A 19,155-nucleotide genomic window follows, 5' to 3' on the forward strand; every position below is an offset into this window, starting at 1 on the left:
TTTACATGTTTACTATTTATTCACAAAATAAGGAGGAAAATCCGTTGGCTGGAAGAGAATATCCGTTAGACAGAACCAGAAATATCGGTATTATGGCTCATATTGATGCAGGAAAGACTACAACAACAGAGCGTATACTTTACTATACCGGTGTTAATTATAAGATTGGTGATACGCATGAAGGTACTGCAACCATGGACTGGATGGAGCAGGAACAAGAAAGAGGTATTACTATTACTTCAGCCGCTACAACATGTCACTGGACTATGCAAAAAGAAGCAAAGGCTATGCCAGGAGCTTTAGAGCATCGTATTAATATTATTGATACACCGGGACACGTTGACTTTACAGTTGAGGTTGAGAGATCACTTCGTGTACTTGACGGTGCAGTAGGTGTTTTCTGTGCAAAAGGTGGAGTAGAACCTCAATCAGAGAATGTATGGCGTCAGGCTGACACTTATAATGTTCCAAGAATGGCATTTGTTAATAAAATGGACATTTTAGGTGCAAATTTTTATAATGTTGTTGAACAAATTAAAAACAGATTAGGTAAGAATGCAATTGTAATTCAAATTCCTATCGGTAAAGAAGATGAATTCAAAGGAATCATTGATTTGTTTGAAATGAAGGCTTACATCTACAATGATGACAAAGGCGATGACATTGATGTAACTGCAATACCTGAAGATATGCAAGATGACGCTGAGTTATATAGAGCAGAATTAATTGAAAAAATCTGTGAATTAGATGACGATTTAATGATGATGTATTTAGAAGGAGAAGAACCTTCTGAAGAGGAATTAAAAGGAGCGTTAAGAAAAGGTACTTGTGAATGTAGAGCAATTCCAGTTTGCTGTGGTTCTGCTTACAAAAATAAAGGTATCCAAAAGCTTCTTGATGCAGTTCTTATGTTTATGCCAGCTCCTACTGATATCCCTGCTATTGACGGTGTGGATGCAGATGGAAATGAAGTTGTTAGACATTCTTCAGATGAAGAACCTTTCTCAGCATTAGCATTTAAGATTATGGCTGATCCATTTGTTGGTAAGCTTGCATTCTTTAGAGTTTATTCTGGTACATTGAACTCAGGTTCTTATGTATTAAATGCTACAAAAGGAAAGAAAGAGCGTGTAGGACGTATCTTACAGATGCACGCAAACAAAAGAGAAGAATTAGATAAAGTATACTCAGGAGATATCGCAGCGGCTGTAGGTTTTAAATTTACAACAACTGGTGATACGATTTGTGATGAACAACATCCAGTAATATTAGAGTCTATGGAATTCCCAGAGCCAGTTATCGAATTGGCAATTGAGCCTAAGACAAAAGCTGGTCAAGGAAAGATGGGCGAGGCCTTAACAAAACTTGCTGAAGAAGATCCTACTTTCCGTGCAAAAACAAATCCTGAAACTGGTCAAACAATCATCGCTGGTATGGGTGAACTTCATCTTGAAATTATCGTAGATAGACTTCTTCGTGAATTCAAGGTAGAAGCTAACGTAGGTGCACCTCAGGTTGCATACAAAGAAACCTTTACTAAGACAGTTGAAGTTGATAGTAAGTATGCAAAACAGTCAGGTGGACGTGGACAATACGGACATTGTAAGGTTCGTTTTGAGCCTATGGATGCAAACGCAGAAGAAGTATTTAAGTTCGAATCAGCAGTTGTTGGTGGTGCTATTCCTAAGGAATATATCCCAGCAGTTGGAGAGGGTATCGAAGAAGCTTCTAAAGCAGGTATCTTGGCTGGATTCCCAGTGCTTGGTATTAAAGCTACTGTTTATGATGGTTCATACCATGAAGTCGATTCAAGTGAAATGGCATTCCATATCGCTGGTTCTTTAGCATTTAAAGATGCAATGAACAAGGGTGGAGCAGTACTTCTTGAGCCAATCATGAGAGTTGAAGTAACTATGCCAGAAGAGTACATGGGTGATGTTATTGGTGACATTAACTCACGCCGTGGTCGTATTGAAGGTATGGAAGACATTGGTGGTGGAAAGATGGTTAAAGCTTTCGTTCCATTGTCAGAAATGTTTGGTTACTCAACAGACTTACGTTCTAAGACTCAAGGACGTGGAAACTACTCAATGTTCTTTGATAAATATGAGCAGGTTCCAAAATCAGTACAAGAAAAGATTATTGCAAGTCGTGCTAAATAATTCTAGATTTGTAATATATTGAAATATCTGTATTAAAATAGAAAAATAGGCTTGAAAATATCTTAAATTTGAAATATAATTTAAGATAGCCTATTGGTAGATAGATTAAACTAAATAATAATGCCCAAAGGGCACGTATATTTATAAGGAGGACATTTTAAAAATGGCTAAATCTAAATTCGAGAGAAGTAAAGTACATTGTAACATCGGAACAATTGGTCACGTTGACCATGGTAAGACAACTTTAACAGCAGCTATCACAAAAACTTTATCAGAAAGAGTTTCAGGAAACGCAGCAGTTGATTTTGCTAATATCGATAAAGCTCCAGAAGAAAGAGAAAGAGGTATTACAATTTCTACTTCTCACGTTGAATATTCAACAGAAAACAGACATTATGCACACGTTGATTGTCCAGGACATGCTGACTACGTTAAGAACATGATCACTGGTGCTGCTCAGATGGATGGTGCTATCCTTGTTGTTGCAGCTACTGATGGTGTTATGGCTCAGACTAAAGAACATATCCTTCTTTCAAGACAGGTTGGTGTTCCTTACATCGTAGTATTCATGAACAAATGTGATATGGTTGACGATGCTGAATTACTTGAATTAGTAGAAATGGAAATCAGAGATCTATTAAGCGAGTATGAATTCCCAGGCGATGACACTCCAGTTATCCAAGGATCAGCTCTTAAAGCTCTTGAAGATCCAAATTCAGAGTGGGGCGATAAAGTTATGGAATTAATGGCAGCAGTTGATTCATGGATTCCAGATCCACAGAGAGCAACTGATAAAGCATTCTTAATGCCAATCGAAGATATCTTCTCAATCACAGGACGTGGAACTGTTGCTACTGGTAGAGTAGAAAGCGGTATCCTTCATGTATCAGAAGAAGTTGAAATCGTTGGTATCAAAGAAGAAACTCGTAAAGTAGTTGTAACTGGTATCGAAATGTTTAGAAAACTTCTTGATGAAGCTCAAGCTGGTGATAACATTGGTGCATTACTTCGTGGTGTTCAAAGAGATGAAATCGAAAGAGGACAGGTTCTTGCGAAACCAGGTTCAATCACATGCCATACAAAATTTACAGCTCAGGTTTACGTTTTAACAAAAGATGAAGGTGGACGTCATACTCCTTTCTTCAACAACTACAGACCTCAGTTCTACTTCAGAACAACTGACGTAACTGGTATCTGTAACTTACCAGAAGGTGTAGAAATGTGTATGCCTGGTGATAACGTAGAAATGACAATTGAACTTATCCATCCAATCGCTATGGATCAAGGTCTTACATTCGCTATCCGCGAAGGTGGACGTACAGTAGGTTCAGGTCGTGTTGCTACAGTTATCAAATAATTTAAGATAATGTATTTAAGGACTTCCGTTAAGGAAGTCCTTTTTTTGCATATAGGAAAGTTCTTAAACTTCTCTATCATACAAATTAATTAAGATAAACAAGTTTTTTGCCATACATAGAAATTCTTATTGACAAATGATGTCTATATGCGATAGACTAAACCAAAGATGTCTATCGTGTATAGACAAAATTTGCTTAATGGAGAATATACAATGGATGATTATGTACTAGGATCAATTGAAAGTAGATTTGCGGATATTATTTGGAAAATGGAGCCGATTACAACATCAGAGCTAACTAAAATCTGTGAAAAAGAGTTAGGATGGAAAAGAACTACTACCTATACTGTTTTAAAGAAGCTTAATACCCGGCAACTATTTGAGAATAGAAATGGCACTGTGACATCGCTTATTTCAAGAGAAGAATTTTATGCAAGACAAAGTGAAAGATATATTAAGAATTCATTTGATGGTTCACTACCAAGTTTTCTTACAGCATTTACTTCAAGACAGAAATTAAGTTACAGAGAAATCGAACAAATTAAGAAAATAATTGAAAAATAAAAATAATCATGGATAACGGACAAAAAGTAAATGAAAAGGAGAAAATGATGGAATCTCTATTTATGTGTTTTTTAACTATGAGTTATCAAGCTAGTTTTGTGGTCTGCTTTGTACTAGTTGCAAGAGTGGTTCTTAAATTATTACATGCTCCCAAAAAGTATAGCTACTATATGTGGTTCATCCCCTTTATCCGAATGATATTGCCTGTTACCATAGAAAGCATTTTTAGTTTATTACCGAACGAGAGTGCATCTATTCAAGACAATAGTATATATCAGCTTATTACACCTGCAATTAATATTGTAAGTACTAAGGTGAACGCGCCAAATACCACAAGTAATATAGCTCTAAATCAAGGGAGTATGGTGTGGAAATGGTCTACTAGTTTGCAATGGGCCTGGTTGATTGGAGTATGTGTTTTTCTTCTTATAAATTTAATCTATTATGTAAAACTAAACAATAAATTACAATATAGTATTAGACTTATGGATAATATATATCTTTCCGACCACATTAATACTTCTTTTGTATTTGGTATTCTTAATGCTCGTATTTATCTAGGCACAACAATTCAAAAGGAAGAGATGCCCTATATTATTTCTCATGAAAAAAACCATGTAAAAAGAGGAGATCACTTGATAAAATTACTTTCATTTTTGATTTTATCATTACATTGGTTTAATCCGTTTGCATGGATTGCATTCTTATGTATGGAACGTGACATGGAGATGTCTTGTGACGAAATGGTAATGTTACAATTTGATAGGCCAAAAAGAAAAGAGTATGCGAAAGCTCTTCTAAATGTATCGATTGGAGGAAAGAGGGTAACAGGAGCCCCTATTTCTTTTGGAGATGGAAACACGAAGGAAAGAATTAAAAATATTATGAACGATAAGAAGCCTACCATATGGATAGGACTTATAGCAATAGTATTATTAATTTGCTTAACCATAGGACTATTAACAAATCCAATTAAGAAAACTCGTAATAGTGTGGGACGAAAAGAAGTCGTTCAAAGCGAAGATACAAAAGAAGTTACCAAAGACAGTAAGATTGTTAACAAAAAAGATTCAATCGATATAACACCCCCATCCATTGAAAAGGGAATGAACTTAGGGGCAGATGGTGTTGTTCTAGACTTTGCAAATGAAGATTACATAATCTTTCATGGCTACTTCGGTTTGTTTGTATATTCAATTCCAATGGGAAAAATAATAGGAGCAGTCGATTTAGAGTCAATTGGATGTAATATGACACAAGGCGATCGCTATTGTGAAGTAAGTGTTTTAAAAGACGCAAGTCACGTTTATCTCCATCCAATCAGTGAAACAGATATGTATGTATACAACGTCTATGAGCAGACCTTATGGAAGGAGCCTTATACCTTAGAGGGAAAAGAGTTGTTTGATTCATTTTCTGATAATAACATGATTGGTGACATCTATGTAGGGAATAAAGTGGAGTTTGTAGTTGATGGATATCAATATTATGGCTATTTGTTTTCGGAAGATGGAAGTATTGAAAATCTTAATTACATAGAAGATGATATGTTGATATCGTTATTTGCAGACTATTTTAACAGTATACCAACAAATTCAGGTGAATCTATCAAAGAATGGAATTTAGATGTGACAAAAATCCGTGCGACTGGTGGAATATTTACAATACAAAATAATTCGGATCAAGTTATTACATATGGGGAACAATACACATTAAAGGTAAAAAGAGACGATAAATGGGTGGATGTACCCTATATAATACAAGATTGGGGCTTTCATGATATAGGTTATACCATAAAAGCGAATGATTCTGTCACAATGGAAGTAGATTGGCAGTGGTTATATGGAACACTACCTGTTGGTAATTATCAATTCATAAAAGAGATTCAAGTACAGCAACCAGATGATTCTTATGAAGCAGTACAAATGGAGGTAGAGTTTCTTATTACAGAATAAAGTTTATCTTGACAGAGGGTGTATTCTCTTTTAGAGTAGATACTAACAAGTGTTAGTATCTATCATTTTTTAAAGTGAGGTAACCATATGGAAATCACAATCATCCATGGACAGATGCATAAAGGTAGTACATATCATATCACAGAGCTTCTTAAGAATAAAATTATTACCCAAGAAACAGTGGTTCATGAGTTTTATTTACCAAAGGATATGCCACATCCTTGTAATGGGTGCTTTCAATGTATTAAAAAAGGTGAGCAATATTGTCCTCATTATGAAAAAGTAAATAAGATTGTACAGGCAATGGAGAAGTCAGAGGTTATACTTATTGATTCGCCAACGTATTGCTTTTCAATGACGGGACAACTTAAAACGGTATTTGACCATTTTGGTTTTATGTGGTTGACACATAGGCCAAATGCAAGTATGTTTCATAAGAACGGTATTGCTATATCAACTGCGGCTGGAGCAGGGGCTAAGAAGGTTACAAGAACGATAAAAGAGCAGTTTTTTTGGATGGGATTATCCAAGTGTTATCAGATTCCAATTACCGTGGGAGCTTCTTCGTGGGATGAAGTATCAAGGAAGAAAAAAAATAAAATAGAAAAGATTACTGACCATATAGCAAAAAAAGTTCAAAAAAAGAAAGAGCCGAGTCTGCGTTTAAAATTCTTATTCTTGTTATTTCGTTTAACACAAAAAGGAAATGAGTGGAATGCTACAGATAAAAACTATTGGCAAGAAAAAGGTTGGTTAGAAAAGGAGCGCCCATGGAAATAGAATCAAATACCAAGGAAAGAATAATTATAGAAAGCCTTACGCTGTTTTCACAAAAAGGATATGAAGGCGTATCTATGCGAGATATTGCAGCAGCTGTTGGAATAAAGGGGGCATCTATCTACAATCATTTTACGGGAAAAGAAGAAATATTAAATGCTATCATAGCTATGATGGGTACAAGATATGATAATGCAGCAATGGCGATTCAGATGCCAAGTGGTAATTCAGATGATATGGTAGAGTTTTATATGAATGTTACAATTGAACATTTATATGAGCTAGCAAGCGGGATGTTTACGTTTTTTATAACGGATGATTTTGCATGTAAATTTCGAAAGTTATTAACCATGGAACAATATAGAAATGAACGGGCGAGAAACACATTTAAAAAGTACTTTTTTGATATGCCAATACAATTTCAGTCAGAGATTTTTAATAAATTGATAGAAAAAGAAGTATTTCACTCTTACGATGCTCACATTATGACACTACATTTTTATGCGCCAATTTATTTGTTGTTAAAGGAGTATGACAAAGAAAGGAATCTAGAGCAGACTTTACAGATACTAAGAAATCATGTTATGCAGTTTAGCAAGCTGTATACCAAGAAACAACTTCTATATATGAGTCAATTAAATTTCTTAATAATATCTTAAGCATATAGTGGAAGGTTTTGTGATATTATATAGTAATAGAAATTGATACCAAAAGTGTCAACTAAATTGGTACAAGATATCTGTTAATAATTGAAATAGGAGATTAAGTATTATGAAGAAAAGAAAAATAACAACAATATTGTGTTGTCTTTTGCTAATAGTATTAACGGGGTGTTCACAAAAGACAGACGATGCGAATACAAATGAACAATCTGTGGAGCAAGTAACAAAAGAGACTAACCAAGTCGAAAATACCAATCAAACAGAAGAAGTAACACAAGAGCCAACACAAGAGCCAACACAACAAACGCAGGTGCAGGCTCCAAATGACAATACAGCCCCGACTTTAGCTGTTGGATCGGGAGAAATTATTACAGTACCTAATGTTGCGAATGAATTAATTGAGACTACAGGATTAAAATATCTTTCAGTACAAATTGGGAAAACAGAATCAGAGCGTAATTTTGTATGGTATTCAAAAAGCGCTAGTGAGGGTATGGTACTCATGCAAGAAGCTTCTACCATGGAAATGAATACATTCTATACTTCTAATGCAACGACTGCAAAGACAAAAGAATCAAAGACCGAAAAAGGCTATTATGTAAATAAGGCAACTGTGGCTAAACTGAAACCAAATACAACATACTATTATGTAGTAGGGAATAATGAAGGATGGTCACCAATTTATACATATAAGACATCTTCCTTTGATACAACGTTTAGTTTTGCAGCAGTTGGAGATCCTGAAATGGGAATTGGTACAGATGATGAAAGCCTTGACCAAATGAGTATCTTTGACAATACAATTAACAAGATTAACGAGCAGATTCAAGATGTTGCTTTTTTGTTAAGCACTGGTGATCAGGTTGGTATTAATGATAAAAATGAAGATTATGCATCCCTATTAAATCATGTTGGGCTTTATTCATTGGCATTTGCGCCTACTATAGGTAATCACGATGTAGGCGGAAGCTATTTTAAAGAACATTTTAATCTGCCAAATTTTAATAAAATTAAACCTGAGGCAGATGTTACCAATGACAATTATTACTTCACATATAATGGTGTATTATTTCTTATGATTAATGCAAATAATGGAAGTGATTATGACGATTATCATAAAAAGTTTATAGAAGAAGCTTCTGCAAAATACCCAGATGCAACATGGAAGATAGCTGTATTTCATTTTCCGCCGTTTAGTGCAGTAGCTAAAAATCAAAATGATGCGACTGCGGTACAAGAGATGATTCCATTTTTAGAAGAGGCTGGAGTAGATGTAGTACTTAATGGTCATGACCAGTTATTTTCAAGAACACATGTAATGAAAGGCACTTCAGTTTCTCAAAAAGTAGATAATTCAGTAACGAATCCAGATGGAATTGTGTACTTTACACTAGGCTCTAGTAGTGGTAATCTATTCCATGAGTCAATCGGTAATCCAAATGCAGTTAAGACAGAAGTAACAGGTCATCCTCAGGCATCTAGAGTAGATGTAACACCAACAAGTTTTAAAATTACAACATACAATACAGATACGTGGGAAGTATATGATGAATTCTCAATTATAAAACAATAAAATTATAAAATAACTACAGCGGTTAGATACAGCGGTTAGTTACAGGCTAACCGCTGTTTTGCATTATAAATGACGAAAAAAGGAAATAGGATTGCAAATATGGATTTACTATTTTATAATTTTCAAGGAAAGATTAAAAATATATGAATGACTAGTTAGCCCTATGAGAAAGAAGGTTTTACAAATGAAGTATTTACGGCAGTTTGGTATTATATTAGCCGTGACATGTATAGGTGAGCTTTTTAAATATTTTATAGAATTACCTATACCCTCAAGCATTTACGGATTAGTTTTGATGTTAACATTATTAAAGACAGGCCTAATAAAGGTAGAGCGTGTAAAAGATACAGGAGTATTTTTAATCGATATTATGCCTTTAATGTTTATTCCAGCGGGGGTAGGTCTCTTACTATCGTGGAAGCAGTTGAAAAATATGTTGCTTCCAGTTTGTGTTATTACTATAATCACAACCATATTAGTTATGATTGTATCAGGTAAGGTGACTGACTACATGATAAAAAGGAGAAAGCCAAATGAATAATTTGATTTTGAATTCCTCAACGGTTGGTGTTGTGATTAGTATTTTAGGATATGAAATCGGCCTTTTCTTAAAAAGTAAATATAAGAATGCGCTACTCAATCCCCTATTAATATCGATTGCCTTTGTTATGATATTTATTCTTATTTTTCATATAGACTATGATAGCTATAATGAAAGTGCAAAATATTTAAGTTATTTGTTAACGCCCGCAACAGTATGTCTAGCAATTCCGTTATACCAGCAATTAGAACTATTAAAGCAGAATTTTCTTGCCGTATTTGCGGGAATTATTGCTGGTGTTTTAACAAGTCTTGGTAGTGTTTTTATTTTGTCTATGATATTTCAATTGTCACATGAGGAATATGTTACCTTATTGCCAAAGTCTATTACAACAGCAATTGGTATGGGAATATCAGAAGAACTTGGAGGAATTGTAAATATTACAGTTGCTGTAATTATCATTACAGGTGTACTTGGAAATGTAATGGCAGAATCTATTTGTAAATTATTTAAAATTAAAACGGCTATTGCAAAAGGTGTAGCCATTGGAAGCTCTGCTCATGCGGTTGGGACGGCAAAGGCTATGGAAATGGGAGAAATTGAAGGTGCAATGAGTAGTCTTGCAATTGTTGTATCGGGATTATGTACGACGATTGGTGCATCTGTTTTTGCAAATCTTCGATAGTAGGAAAAACAAAGCAATGCATTGCTTTTCGCAAACACGTACATTATAATAGCAGAAAGATGTAGCTGGTAGAATTATAAAAAGGCGGTGGATAAATGTCAAAAAATAGAGTAACCATGAAGGATATAGCAAGAGAAGCAGGTGTTTCTACAGCTACAGTGTCTTATGTCTTAAACTATTCCAACAAAGAAAAGATTAGCCATGAGACAAGAATGAAAATATTTGAAACGGCTCATAGATTAAAATATGTACCAAATATGAATGCTCGTTCACTTGCCAGCCAACGAAGCTTATTAGTGGGAATCATAATTAATATGGAAACAAAAAATAAGAAAAGTAAAATATACCAGTACTATGACTTGGCCAGAGAGATTCAAAGGGCACTCTATCCTATGGGATATGATATATTACTTATGCCTACAAAAGAAATGGAAAAAGACGTAGCAGTAGGTCAAAAAAGATCTTTAGATGCAGTTTTTATTCTAGATATGGATGAAGAAAATTTTAAATCAATCGCGAATCAATTCTATGTACCTGCTATTTTTATTGATGGATATGTAGAAGATCCAATCTTTTGCAAGATTGTAACAGATTATGAACGTGTTATGGAACGGGCAAGAGAATTGCTTGAAGAGAATTTCTATGTAGTATTAGAGGATTATTCGAATAAAAAAATATATGAGTGCATTTTAAAATACTGTTCGCCAGAACATATTTTTATTAATTATTATGAAGCAAACCTAATTGAATTTTTACAAAAACATCATGACCAAAAAGGATTGGTGATTGGGGAAATTCTTGGTATGCAAGTTGAAAATTATGTTGATAATAGAAATATTGCAGTCGTGGTTGGTGCTGAATCAGACGTTATGCTTCTTCCTGATACAAAAAGAATTGTAGTGAGTAATCGAGAAAAGGCTAAGCGTGCAGTAGAAATCATGTTAGAACTTTTACAAATTAATATTGCAGAAGAAGTGGAACGTGTATCCTATATTGGTCCGAAAGATATTCAAAGAAAAGGAAATCGTGATTTTTAACAAAATTATGATTTCCTTTTCTTTTTTGCTTCAAACTGTTAAGTACTGAAACAAAAATAAAAAAGGGGTGTAAAGTCAGAAAAAGAAAGAGATGCAAATAAGAAAAATAACTGAAAGATAAAATGTTAAGTGAAATAAGTAAAAATAGCACAAAATAAAACTGTTAATATCTAATAAAAATGGATAAATAGCACAAAACATATTGACATTAAAAGATTAGAGTACTATAATTTACATTAAGTTAACCGCTTAAGTAAAGGAGGTGTACAGCATCATATTATTATTAAAGGAGAAGTAAAAATGAAGAGTAAAAAAACAGTACTATTCTCAGTATTTGTATGGGGTAGCGGACAGTTCTTTATTTGCAAGCAGAGGTTAAAAGGGTTACTATTCTTTGCAGTACAACTAACTATGATTTTAACAGAACTATTAAGTGGTTATTGGATTGAATGGCTTTGTGGTTACATTCCTGATTTTTCGATTCGACTGCATGCTGGTTTTTTTATAAAAGGAGTTTGGGGAGTTATTACGCTTGGGGAGAAAACAGGGGGAACGAGTGGAGATCATTCTACAATGCTACTGATAAATGGAGTAATCTCCATTATGATTTTGCTTATGCTTTTACTCGTATATTATTGGAATATAAAGGATGCTTCTAGAAGTAAAGTAAAGTCAGACAATACTACATATAAAAGGGAACAAACGAGTTTAAAAAAATTATATCAGAGATATTTTCCTTACTTTATCGTAACACCGATAGGAATTGCTTTTTTGTTTGTAGTATGCATGCCTATTTTATTTACTTTCTTGACTTCATTTTTAAATTACAATAGAGATCATTTACCACCTGGAAATCTACTTAGTTGGGTAGGATTTTTAAATTTCAAGAAGTTGTTTACCATTCCAATTTGGTCCCATACTTTTATGAAGGTTTTACTTTGGACGGTTGTTTGGACATTGGTGACGACATTTGCAACCTATTTCTTAGGCATGTTTCAGGCGATGATACTAAATCATTCATCGGTTAAACGCAAGAAAATTTTTCGTACTATTTTTATTTTGCCTTGGGCAGTTCCACAGATGGTTACGTTGCCAGTATTTCGTAATCTCTTAAACGGTCAGTTTAGTCCAATTAATCAGGTTTTGTTAGAGCTTGGAGTAATCTCTTCAAACATTCCCTTTTTATCCAATGCCTTAGTAGCTAAGGCAACTGTGATTGTAGTTGGGATTTGGTTGGGATTTCCAATGTTCATGGTTATGATGCTTGGGGTTTTATCAAATATAGAAAGAAGTCTTTATGAGGCGGCGGCTCTTGATGGAGCGGGAAAATGGCAAGAGTTTCAGAAAATAACATTTCCTCTTGTTATGAAAGCAACAGCACCAAATCTTATCATGAGCATGGCAGCAAACTTTAATGGATTTGGAATGATTTACTTTCTTACTCAGGGTGGACCAACGAATTCAAACATGCAATTTGCAGGAGACACAGATATTTTAATCTCTTGGATTTATAAACTGACTTTGAATCAACAAATGTATGATATTGCAGCAGTGATGAGCGTACTTTTATTCTTCCTGATAGGGTTAGTTTCTTTTTGGAACTTTAGACGTACGACATCATTTCAAGAATTATAGGAGGGAGTATGAAGAAAAAAATAACAGCTTGTCTAATTCATGTAGAACTTATTTTCATGTCTTTTGTTGTACTTACTCCTATTATGTGGGTGTTGTTATCTGCTTTTCAAAAGGGAAATGGTATGGGAAGGTTCAATGAATTAACCCTAAGTAATTTCAAAAGATTATTTCAGGAAACAAATTATAAGCATTGGTTTTTTAATACGCTACAAATTGCAGCTCTTAGTACGATTATTTCAGTTTTCTTAATCATGCTTACTGCTTGGGTTATGTCTAGATTTCAATTTAAAGGAAGGAAAATTGGTCTTTTAACTGTAATGATTTTATCTATGTTTCCAACTTTTTTATCAATGACAGCGATTTACACATTATTTTTAAATCTAGGTCTGGTGGGGAATCCAATCTCATTGGTGATTGTATATTCAGTGGGAGCCATTCCGTATAATACATGGTTAGTAAAAGGATATTTGGATGGTATACCATCATCCATCGATGAAGCCGCCTATATGGATGGGTGTACAAAGCTTCAAACGTTTTATAAAGTAATACTTCCAGTATCTAAACCAATTATTACTTACTGTGCAGTATCTCAATTTATATTACCCTGGATGGACTATATTTTGCCCAATATTTTACTTTCTAAAGATAAAAGTAAAACCTTGGCAGTAGGACTATTTGCACTAATCAATGGACAGGAGAGTATTAATTTTACTATATTCGCGGCGGGAGCCGTTTTGGTTGCATTACCAATTTCTATTGTATTTATTTTATTTCAAAAGTATCTGGTGCAGGGTGTGGCAGCAGGTGCAGATAAAGGTTAAGGAGGGAAAGGAATTATGAAATTAAAGAAAGTTTGTAGTTTATTATTGATATCATCATTGCTAATGGGAGTATTAAGTGGATGCAATAAGAGAGACATACCGACAGATTCTAACAGCGCAGAAATTGATGCACCAGAGCAAGCCCAGGTAGAAGAGGGAGCTACTTTGACTTATTGGACTGCAAGTGGAGCGCTGGAATATGGAAAGGCAGTAGCACAAGCATTTGAGAAAGAGTATGGCATTCAAGTAGAGGTGCAGGAAAATGGCTTAGATACTATTAATAAGATGATGCTAGATGGACCATCAGGAAATGGAGCAGATGTATTTATGGCTGCACATGATGGATTTATGATTGCGTTAGATGCAGGCATTTTATTATCGTTGGATGAGAACATTGCCAAACAAGTAAGGGAAGAAGTAAGTGAAGTAGCAGTTGGAACAGTTGAAAATGACGGTAAGCTTTATGGGGTTCCTGTTTCTATCGAAACATATGCATTACTTTATAATAAGAGTTTAGTAACTGGTGAGCCAGCAAGTACAATGGAACAAATTATACAAGAGGCAAAAGAGTATAATGATGTGGCAGCAAATAAGTTTTGGTATCTAACAGTACCAACAGACGGATATCCTGCATATCAATTTTTAAGTCTGGATGGTTTTATGCTTTTTGGTGAAGATGGAAGAGATCAAGATAATCCAGGATTTGACACAGTCGAGTTTGAAAAGGGACTTGAGAGGATTGCAGCATTAAAAGAAACGATACCAATTGCTGCAGAAGATTTAAAAATGGAGACCATGTCACTTTTGGAGCAGAATTTTAGGGATGGAAAAACTGCATATTATCCGATTGGACCATGGTTAATAAAATCACTAAAGGATGAAAATATTGACTTTGGCGTAACGCCACTTCCAACGCTTGATGGAAAGACGATGAAAACATTTGGTGCAGTACAAAATGCACATGTTTCTGCTTATACGAAATATCCAAAGGCAGCGCAGTTATTTGCTAATTATTTAGTATCTGAGGAAGCAGCTTCTATCCTTTATGAAAAAGCCTATGCAATTACAGCAAGAAAAGATATAACTAATGTAAAAGGACTAAACGAAGATGAACAATTAAGCGTATATGTGGAAGCATTTAAAAATTCCGTTCCTATGCCATCCGTAAAGAGAATGTCATATTATTGGACGATTATGCAAAGTGTTTTAAATGCAGTATTCGATGGGGATATAACTCCAGAAGAAGGAGCCATAAAGGCACAAAAAGATTTTGACGACTTGGTTGCGAGCGAGTAGGAGGAAGAAATGGATTTTTCAGCTATTGTACATGAACCCAAAAGTGTAATGTCTTATGCGTATGACAGTAATACGTTACATATCAGGTTAAAAACAGCACGAAATGATGTTAAGAAAGTAGAGTTATTAGCCATTGATCCATTTAACTGGATACCAAGAGATGATGGATCCATGGTCTATGATCTTGATAAAAATTCTGTGTTTCGCATCAGAATGAAAAAAGAACAGCAAACTAGAGATTATGATTGTTGGTTTGCTGAAATAGATGATATTGAGTGGAAAAGAATAAAATATTGTTTCGTTGTAGAAGACGAAAATGATAAATATATCATTGGGTGTCGCGACAGAATTCTCTATACAGAGAATGAGGCAGTGTTGTATGATTTATTTAATTACTTTAACTACCCATATATAAACGAGGAGGATTTATATCAGCCTCCTACTTGGGTAGAAAATACAATCTGGTATCAGATCTTTCCTGACCGATTTTGTAATGGATCTCCAAATGATGATAGAAAGGTTCTTCCTTGGGGAAGTGATCCAATGGATGGAGCGGGTAAAAAATTTGGTGGTAATTTAAAAGGAATTATAGAAAAGTTAGATTACATCAAAGAAATGGGATTTAACGGAATCTATTTAAATCCCATTTTCGAGTCGCCAAGCTCTCACAAATACGACACTGCAGACTATTTAAAGGTTGATTCTGATTTTGGTGACAATGATACGCTTGGCGAATTGGTGAAAGAGGCGCATAAACGAGGGATAAAAGTAATGCTAGATGCGGTCTTTAATCATTGTGGCTTTTTACATCCCTTTTGGCAAGACGTTTTAAAACATGGAAAAGAATCAAAATATTATGACTGCTTTTATATTATAGATGAAGAGAAACCACTGGTCTATGGAATTGTAGAAAATGGAATACCTAAGGATGCACCAAGAGAACATTTAAATTATAGAACCTTTGCATTTTCACAGTCTATGCCAAAATGGAATACATCGAATCCGTTGGTAAGAGAATATCTCATTAAAGTTGGATGTTACTGGATAGAAAATTACGATATTGATGGATGGAGATTAGATGTTTCGAATGAAGTATCGCATGATTTTTGGAGAGATTTTAGAAAAGCAGTCAAATCTATTAAGCCAGAGGTATACATTTTAGGAGAAAACTGGGATAATTCTTATCCTTGGCTCCAAGGTGACCAGTTTGATGCAGTTATGAATTATGGATTTCAATTACCTGTATGTAACTTTTTTAAAAGAAACAGCAAACAGGGAACGCAATATAATACACAAGATTTTCAGTTCGCCATAGGTAAGCTTTTAACGGATTATCCAAGACATGTAACAAGGAATTTATTCAATCTTTTAGAAAGTCATGACACAAGACGTTTTTTAAATGTTGTAGATGGTAATACGAAACTTGCAAAATTAGCATATATTCTTTTGTTTACGTATCCAGGTTCTCCATGTTTGTATTATGGTAGTGAAATTGGTATGAATGGAGATGAGCATAGTAATCGACAATGTATGATATGGAATACGAATAATCAAGATTTAGAGTTTCAAAAATTTGTGAAGCAATTGATACATTTAAGAAAATTGCATGAAAGCTTTCGAACCGATCAGATTCGATGGTTAAAAGAAGGTAACAACCAAAAAACTTTATTTTATAAAAAAGAAACGCAGAAGGAAATACTTTACGTAGCTATTAACAATGAGAATAAATCTAATACGTTAGTTTCACCTGATGAGATGAAAGAAATCAAAGTAATAGATTGTATGTGTCAACAAGAAATTAGTATTGATGGTATGATTGAACTACCTTCGTATGGTTTTTTTGTCTACCTCATAGATAAAAAGCAAAAAGAATAAGATGTTAAATCAAAGTACAGAACAAACATTCGATTTTGTTCTGTACTTTCTTTCTATTTTTTGATATAATTTAATTTAATGGAAATAATGATTGGATAATTTAAGATACGGTTAATCTATTATAATAATACATTGTAAGAAATGATACGGAGGTGTCTAAAGATATGGAGTTATTTAAGCTGGTATCAGAATATCAACCAACAGGAGATCAACCCCAAGCAATTGATGCGTTAGTGAAGGGATTTAAGGAAGGAAATCAATTTCAGACATTACTTGGAGTAACAGGTTCAGGAAAAACGTTTACCATGGCTAATATTATTCAGCAACTGAATAAACCTACATTAATTATAGCGCATAATAAGACGTTGGCGGGACAATTATATGGAGAATTTAAAGAGTTTTTCCCTGAAAATGCAGTGGAATATTTTGTTTCTTATTACGACTATTATCAGCCAGAAGCTTATGTGCCTTCCACAGATACTTATATCGCAAAGGATTCTTCTGTGAATGATGAAATTGATAAATTAAGACTATCTGCAACGGCGTCTTTAATTGAGCGAAAAGACGTCATTATTATAGCGAGCGTATCCTGTATCTACGGTCTTGGTTCGCCAGTGGATTATGAGAAGATGATGATTTCTCTTAGACCAGGAATGAATAAAGATAGAGATGAAGTAATTAGAAGACTAATTGATATACAATACACAAGAAATGACATGGACTTTTCCCGTGGTACCTTTCGAGTTAGAGGTGATGTGCTAGAAGTAATTCCAGCCGATTACAGTGACTTGGCAGTCAGAATTGAATTTTTTGGAGATGAAATTGATCGCATAACACAAGTTGATGTATTAACAGGAGAAATTAAGGGAACCTTAGAGCATATTGGTATTTTTCCAGCATCTCACTACGTAGTACCCCAAGAAAAGATAAAAAAGGCAACGATAGAAATAGAACAAGAACTAGAGGAGAGAGTAAAATTTTTTAAAAGCCAAGACAAGCTACTAGAGGCACAACGTATTTCTGAACGAACGAATTTTGATATTGAGATGCTTCGAGAGACAGGGTTTTGTTCTGGAATCGAGAATTATTCCAGACAAATGTCTGGCCTTTTGCCTGGACAGCCTCCTCATACATTAATTGATTATTTCCCAGATGATTTTTTAATTATTGTAGATGAGTCACATATTACAATACCTCAGATAAGGGGAATGTATGCAGGTGACCAATCAAGAAAGACGACATTAGTTGATTTTGGTTTTCGACTACCTTCTGCGAAAGACAATCGCCCTTTGAACTTTGCGGAATTTGAAAGTAAAATTAATCAGATGTTATTTGTATCAGCAACTCCGTCTGTTTATGAAGAAGAGCATGAGCTTTTTAGAACGGAACAAATTATTCGACCAACTGGATTATTAGATCCTTCTATTGAGGTAAGACCAATCGAAGGACAAATTGACGATTTAATTGGAGAAGTAAACAAAGAGATAAAGAATAAGCATAAAATTTTGATTACCACTTTAACCAAAAGGATGGCAGAGGATTTAACCGACTACATGAGAGAGGTTGGAATTCGAGTAAAATATCTTCATTCGGATATCGATACATTGGAGCGTTCTGAAATTATAAGAGATATGCGTCTTGATGTATTTGATGTTTTGGTTGGAATTAATCTGCTTCGAGAGGGACTTGATATACCAGAAATTACATTAGTAGCAATTCTTGATGCTGATAAAGAAGGATTTTTACGTTCTGCCACATCTTTAATTCAAACAGTTGGTCGTGCAGCAAGAAATTCAGAAGGACGAGTTATTATGTATGCAGACAAGATAACAGATTCTATGCAAACTGCCATTAGTGAAACCAATCGAAGAAGAGAGATCCAAGAGCGTTATAATAAAGAGCATGGAATTACTCCAAAGACAATTCAAAAGGCAGTTAGAGAATTAATTAGTATTTCCAAAGCAGTTGCACAGCAAGAATTACAAATGTCAAAAGATCCTGAGTCTATGAGTAAAGAGGAACTTGAAAAGTTAGTAAATAAACTGACAAAACAAATGAAACAGGCAGCAGCAGAACTTAACTTTGAAGCGGCAGCAGAACTGCGCGATAAGATGGCGGAATTAAAGCAAGTATTGTTAAATTTAGAATAGAAGACAAAAGGCAAGGATAGCAATCGAGTATTTCTATCCTTGCTTATTATTTTTTTACACATTCA

General features: G+C 34.4%; 15 protein-coding genes. All 15 read left to right on the plus strand.

Going from position 1 to position 19,155, the window contains the following annotated elements:
* Positions 1-44 precede the first annotated feature (44 nt).
* Positions 45-2,162, plus strand: coding sequence for an elongation factor G (gene fusA, locus F7O84_RS17870; protein WP_151148400.1), 2,118 nt, complete (start codon positions 45-47; stop codon positions 2,160-2,162).
* 163 nt (positions 2,163-2,325) lie between these two features.
* Positions 2,326-3,519, plus strand: coding sequence for an elongation factor Tu (gene tuf, locus F7O84_RS17875; protein WP_151148402.1), 1,194 nt, complete (start codon positions 2,326-2,328; stop codon positions 3,517-3,519).
* Positions 3,520-3,732: 213 nt separating this feature from the next.
* Positions 3,733-4,083: a BlaI/MecI/CopY family transcriptional regulator gene (locus tag F7O84_RS17880; RefSeq protein WP_151148404.1), complete on the plus strand. Its 351-nt coding sequence runs from the start codon at positions 3,733-3,735 to the stop codon at positions 4,081-4,083.
* A gap of 47 nt (positions 4,084-4,130) precedes the next feature.
* On the plus strand, positions 4,131-6,038 hold the full coding sequence (locus F7O84_RS17885; RefSeq protein WP_192451823.1) for a M56 family metallopeptidase: 1,908 nt from the start codon (positions 4,131-4,133) through the stop codon (positions 6,036-6,038).
* An 87-nt stretch (positions 6,039-6,125) separates the two neighbouring features.
* Complete coding sequence (locus F7O84_RS17890; RefSeq protein WP_151148407.1) at positions 6,126-6,818, plus strand: flavodoxin family protein; 693 nt, start codon at positions 6,126-6,128, stop codon at positions 6,816-6,818.
* Positions 6,809-7,474 carry a TetR/AcrR family transcriptional regulator gene (locus F7O84_RS17895; RefSeq protein ID WP_151148409.1) on the plus strand — a complete coding sequence of 222 codons (666 nt, stop codon included), beginning with the start codon at positions 6,809-6,811 and terminating at the stop codon, positions 7,472-7,474. Before F7O84_RS17890 ends, F7O84_RS17895 begins: the two co-directional genes overlap by 10 nt.
* Before the next feature lie 112 nt (positions 7,475-7,586).
* Positions 7,587-9,050 carry a purple acid phosphatase family protein gene (locus F7O84_RS17900; protein ID WP_151148410.1) on the plus strand — a complete coding sequence of 488 codons (1,464 nt, stop codon included), beginning with the start codon at positions 7,587-7,589 and terminating at the stop codon, positions 9,048-9,050.
* 163 nt (positions 9,051-9,213) lie between these two features.
* The gene (locus F7O84_RS17905) at positions 9,214-9,591 is read left to right on the plus strand and encodes a CidA/LrgA family protein (protein WP_330578829.1); all 378 of its coding nucleotides are present in this window, start codon (positions 9,214-9,216) and stop codon (positions 9,589-9,591) included.
* A complete protein-coding gene (locus tag F7O84_RS17910; RefSeq protein ID WP_151148412.1) occupies positions 9,584-10,276 on the plus strand; it encodes an LrgB family protein in 693 nt (230 codons plus the stop codon). The genes F7O84_RS17905 and F7O84_RS17910 overlap by 8 nt, the downstream gene beginning before the upstream one ends.
* A 95-nt stretch (positions 10,277-10,371) precedes the next feature.
* Positions 10,372-11,313 carry a LacI family DNA-binding transcriptional regulator gene (locus F7O84_RS17915; RefSeq protein WP_151148414.1) on the plus strand — a complete coding sequence of 314 codons (942 nt, stop codon included), beginning with the start codon at positions 10,372-10,374 and terminating at the stop codon, positions 11,311-11,313.
* Between the two features lie 300 nt (positions 11,314-11,613).
* Positions 11,614-12,948 carry a carbohydrate ABC transporter permease gene (locus F7O84_RS17920; protein ID WP_151148416.1) on the plus strand — a complete coding sequence of 445 codons (1,335 nt, stop codon included), beginning with the start codon at positions 11,614-11,616 and terminating at the stop codon, positions 12,946-12,948.
* Between the two features lie 8 nt (positions 12,949-12,956).
* Positions 12,957-13,769 carry a sugar ABC transporter permease gene (locus F7O84_RS17925; protein WP_151148418.1) on the plus strand — a complete coding sequence of 271 codons (813 nt, stop codon included), beginning with the start codon at positions 12,957-12,959 and terminating at the stop codon, positions 13,767-13,769.
* 15 nt (positions 13,770-13,784) lie between these two features.
* Positions 13,785-15,065, plus strand: coding sequence for a sugar ABC transporter substrate-binding protein (locus tag F7O84_RS17930; RefSeq protein ID WP_151148420.1), 1,281 nt, complete (start codon positions 13,785-13,787; stop codon positions 15,063-15,065).
* Between the two features lie 9 nt (positions 15,066-15,074).
* Positions 15,075-16,940 (plus strand): glycoside hydrolase family 13 protein, encoded by a 1,866-nt coding sequence (locus F7O84_RS17935; RefSeq protein ID WP_151148422.1) that lies wholly within the window; start codon positions 15,075-15,077, stop codon positions 16,938-16,940.
* Positions 16,941-17,104: 164 nt separating this feature from the next.
* The gene (gene uvrB / locus F7O84_RS17940; RefSeq protein WP_151148424.1) at positions 17,105-19,090 is read left to right on the plus strand and encodes an excinuclease ABC subunit UvrB; all 1,986 of its coding nucleotides are present in this window, start codon (positions 17,105-17,107) and stop codon (positions 19,088-19,090) included.
* Positions 19,091-19,155 lie beyond the last annotated feature (65 nt).

Source organism: Candidatus Galacturonatibacter soehngenii, from assembly GCF_008830185.1.
GTDB lineage: Bacteria > Bacillota > Clostridia > Lachnospirales > Lachnospiraceae > Lachnotalea > Lachnotalea soehngenii.

Bases quoted from the DNA above. Each gene is read 5' to 3' on its own strand.
- F7O84_RS17895 (WP_151148409.1), top strand. From the start codon at position 6,809: ATGGAAATAGAATCAAATACCAAGGAAAGAATAATTATAGAAAGCCTT.
- F7O84_RS17885 (WP_192451823.1), top strand. From the start codon at position 4,131: ATGGAATCTCTATTTATGTGTTTTTTAACTATGAGTTATCAAGCTAGT.
- F7O84_RS17915 (WP_151148414.1), top strand. From the start codon at position 10,372: ATGTCAAAAAATAGAGTAACCATGAAGGATATAGCAAGAGAAGCAGGT.
- F7O84_RS17910 (WP_151148412.1), top strand. From the start codon at position 9,584: ATGAATAATTTGATTTTGAATTCCTCAACGGTTGGTGTTGTGATTAGT.
- F7O84_RS17935 (WP_151148422.1), top strand. From the start codon at position 15,075: ATGGATTTTTCAGCTATTGTACATGAACCCAAAAGTGTAATGTCTTAT.
- F7O84_RS17920 (WP_151148416.1), top strand. From the start codon at position 11,614: ATGAAGAGTAAAAAAACAGTACTATTCTCAGTATTTGTATGGGGTAGC.
- F7O84_RS17900 (WP_151148410.1), top strand. From the start codon at position 7,587: ATGAAGAAAAGAAAAATAACAACAATATTGTGTTGTCTTTTGCTAATA.
- F7O84_RS17930 (WP_151148420.1), top strand. From the start codon at position 13,785: ATGAAATTAAAGAAAGTTTGTAGTTTATTATTGATATCATCATTGCTA.
- tuf (WP_151148402.1), top strand. From the start codon at position 2,326: ATGGCTAAATCTAAATTCGAGAGAAGTAAAGTACATTGTAACATCGGA.
- F7O84_RS17890 (WP_151148407.1), top strand. From the start codon at position 6,126: ATGGAAATCACAATCATCCATGGACAGATGCATAAAGGTAGTACATAT.
- uvrB (WP_151148424.1), top strand. From the start codon at position 17,105: ATGGAGTTATTTAAGCTGGTATCAGAATATCAACCAACAGGAGATCAA.
- F7O84_RS17905 (WP_330578829.1), top strand. From the start codon at position 9,214: ATGAGAAAGAAGGTTTTACAAATGAAGTATTTACGGCAGTTTGGTATT.
- F7O84_RS17880 (WP_151148404.1), top strand. From the start codon at position 3,733: ATGGATGATTATGTACTAGGATCAATTGAAAGTAGATTTGCGGATATT.
- F7O84_RS17925 (WP_151148418.1), top strand. From the start codon at position 12,957: ATGAAGAAAAAAATAACAGCTTGTCTAATTCATGTAGAACTTATTTTC.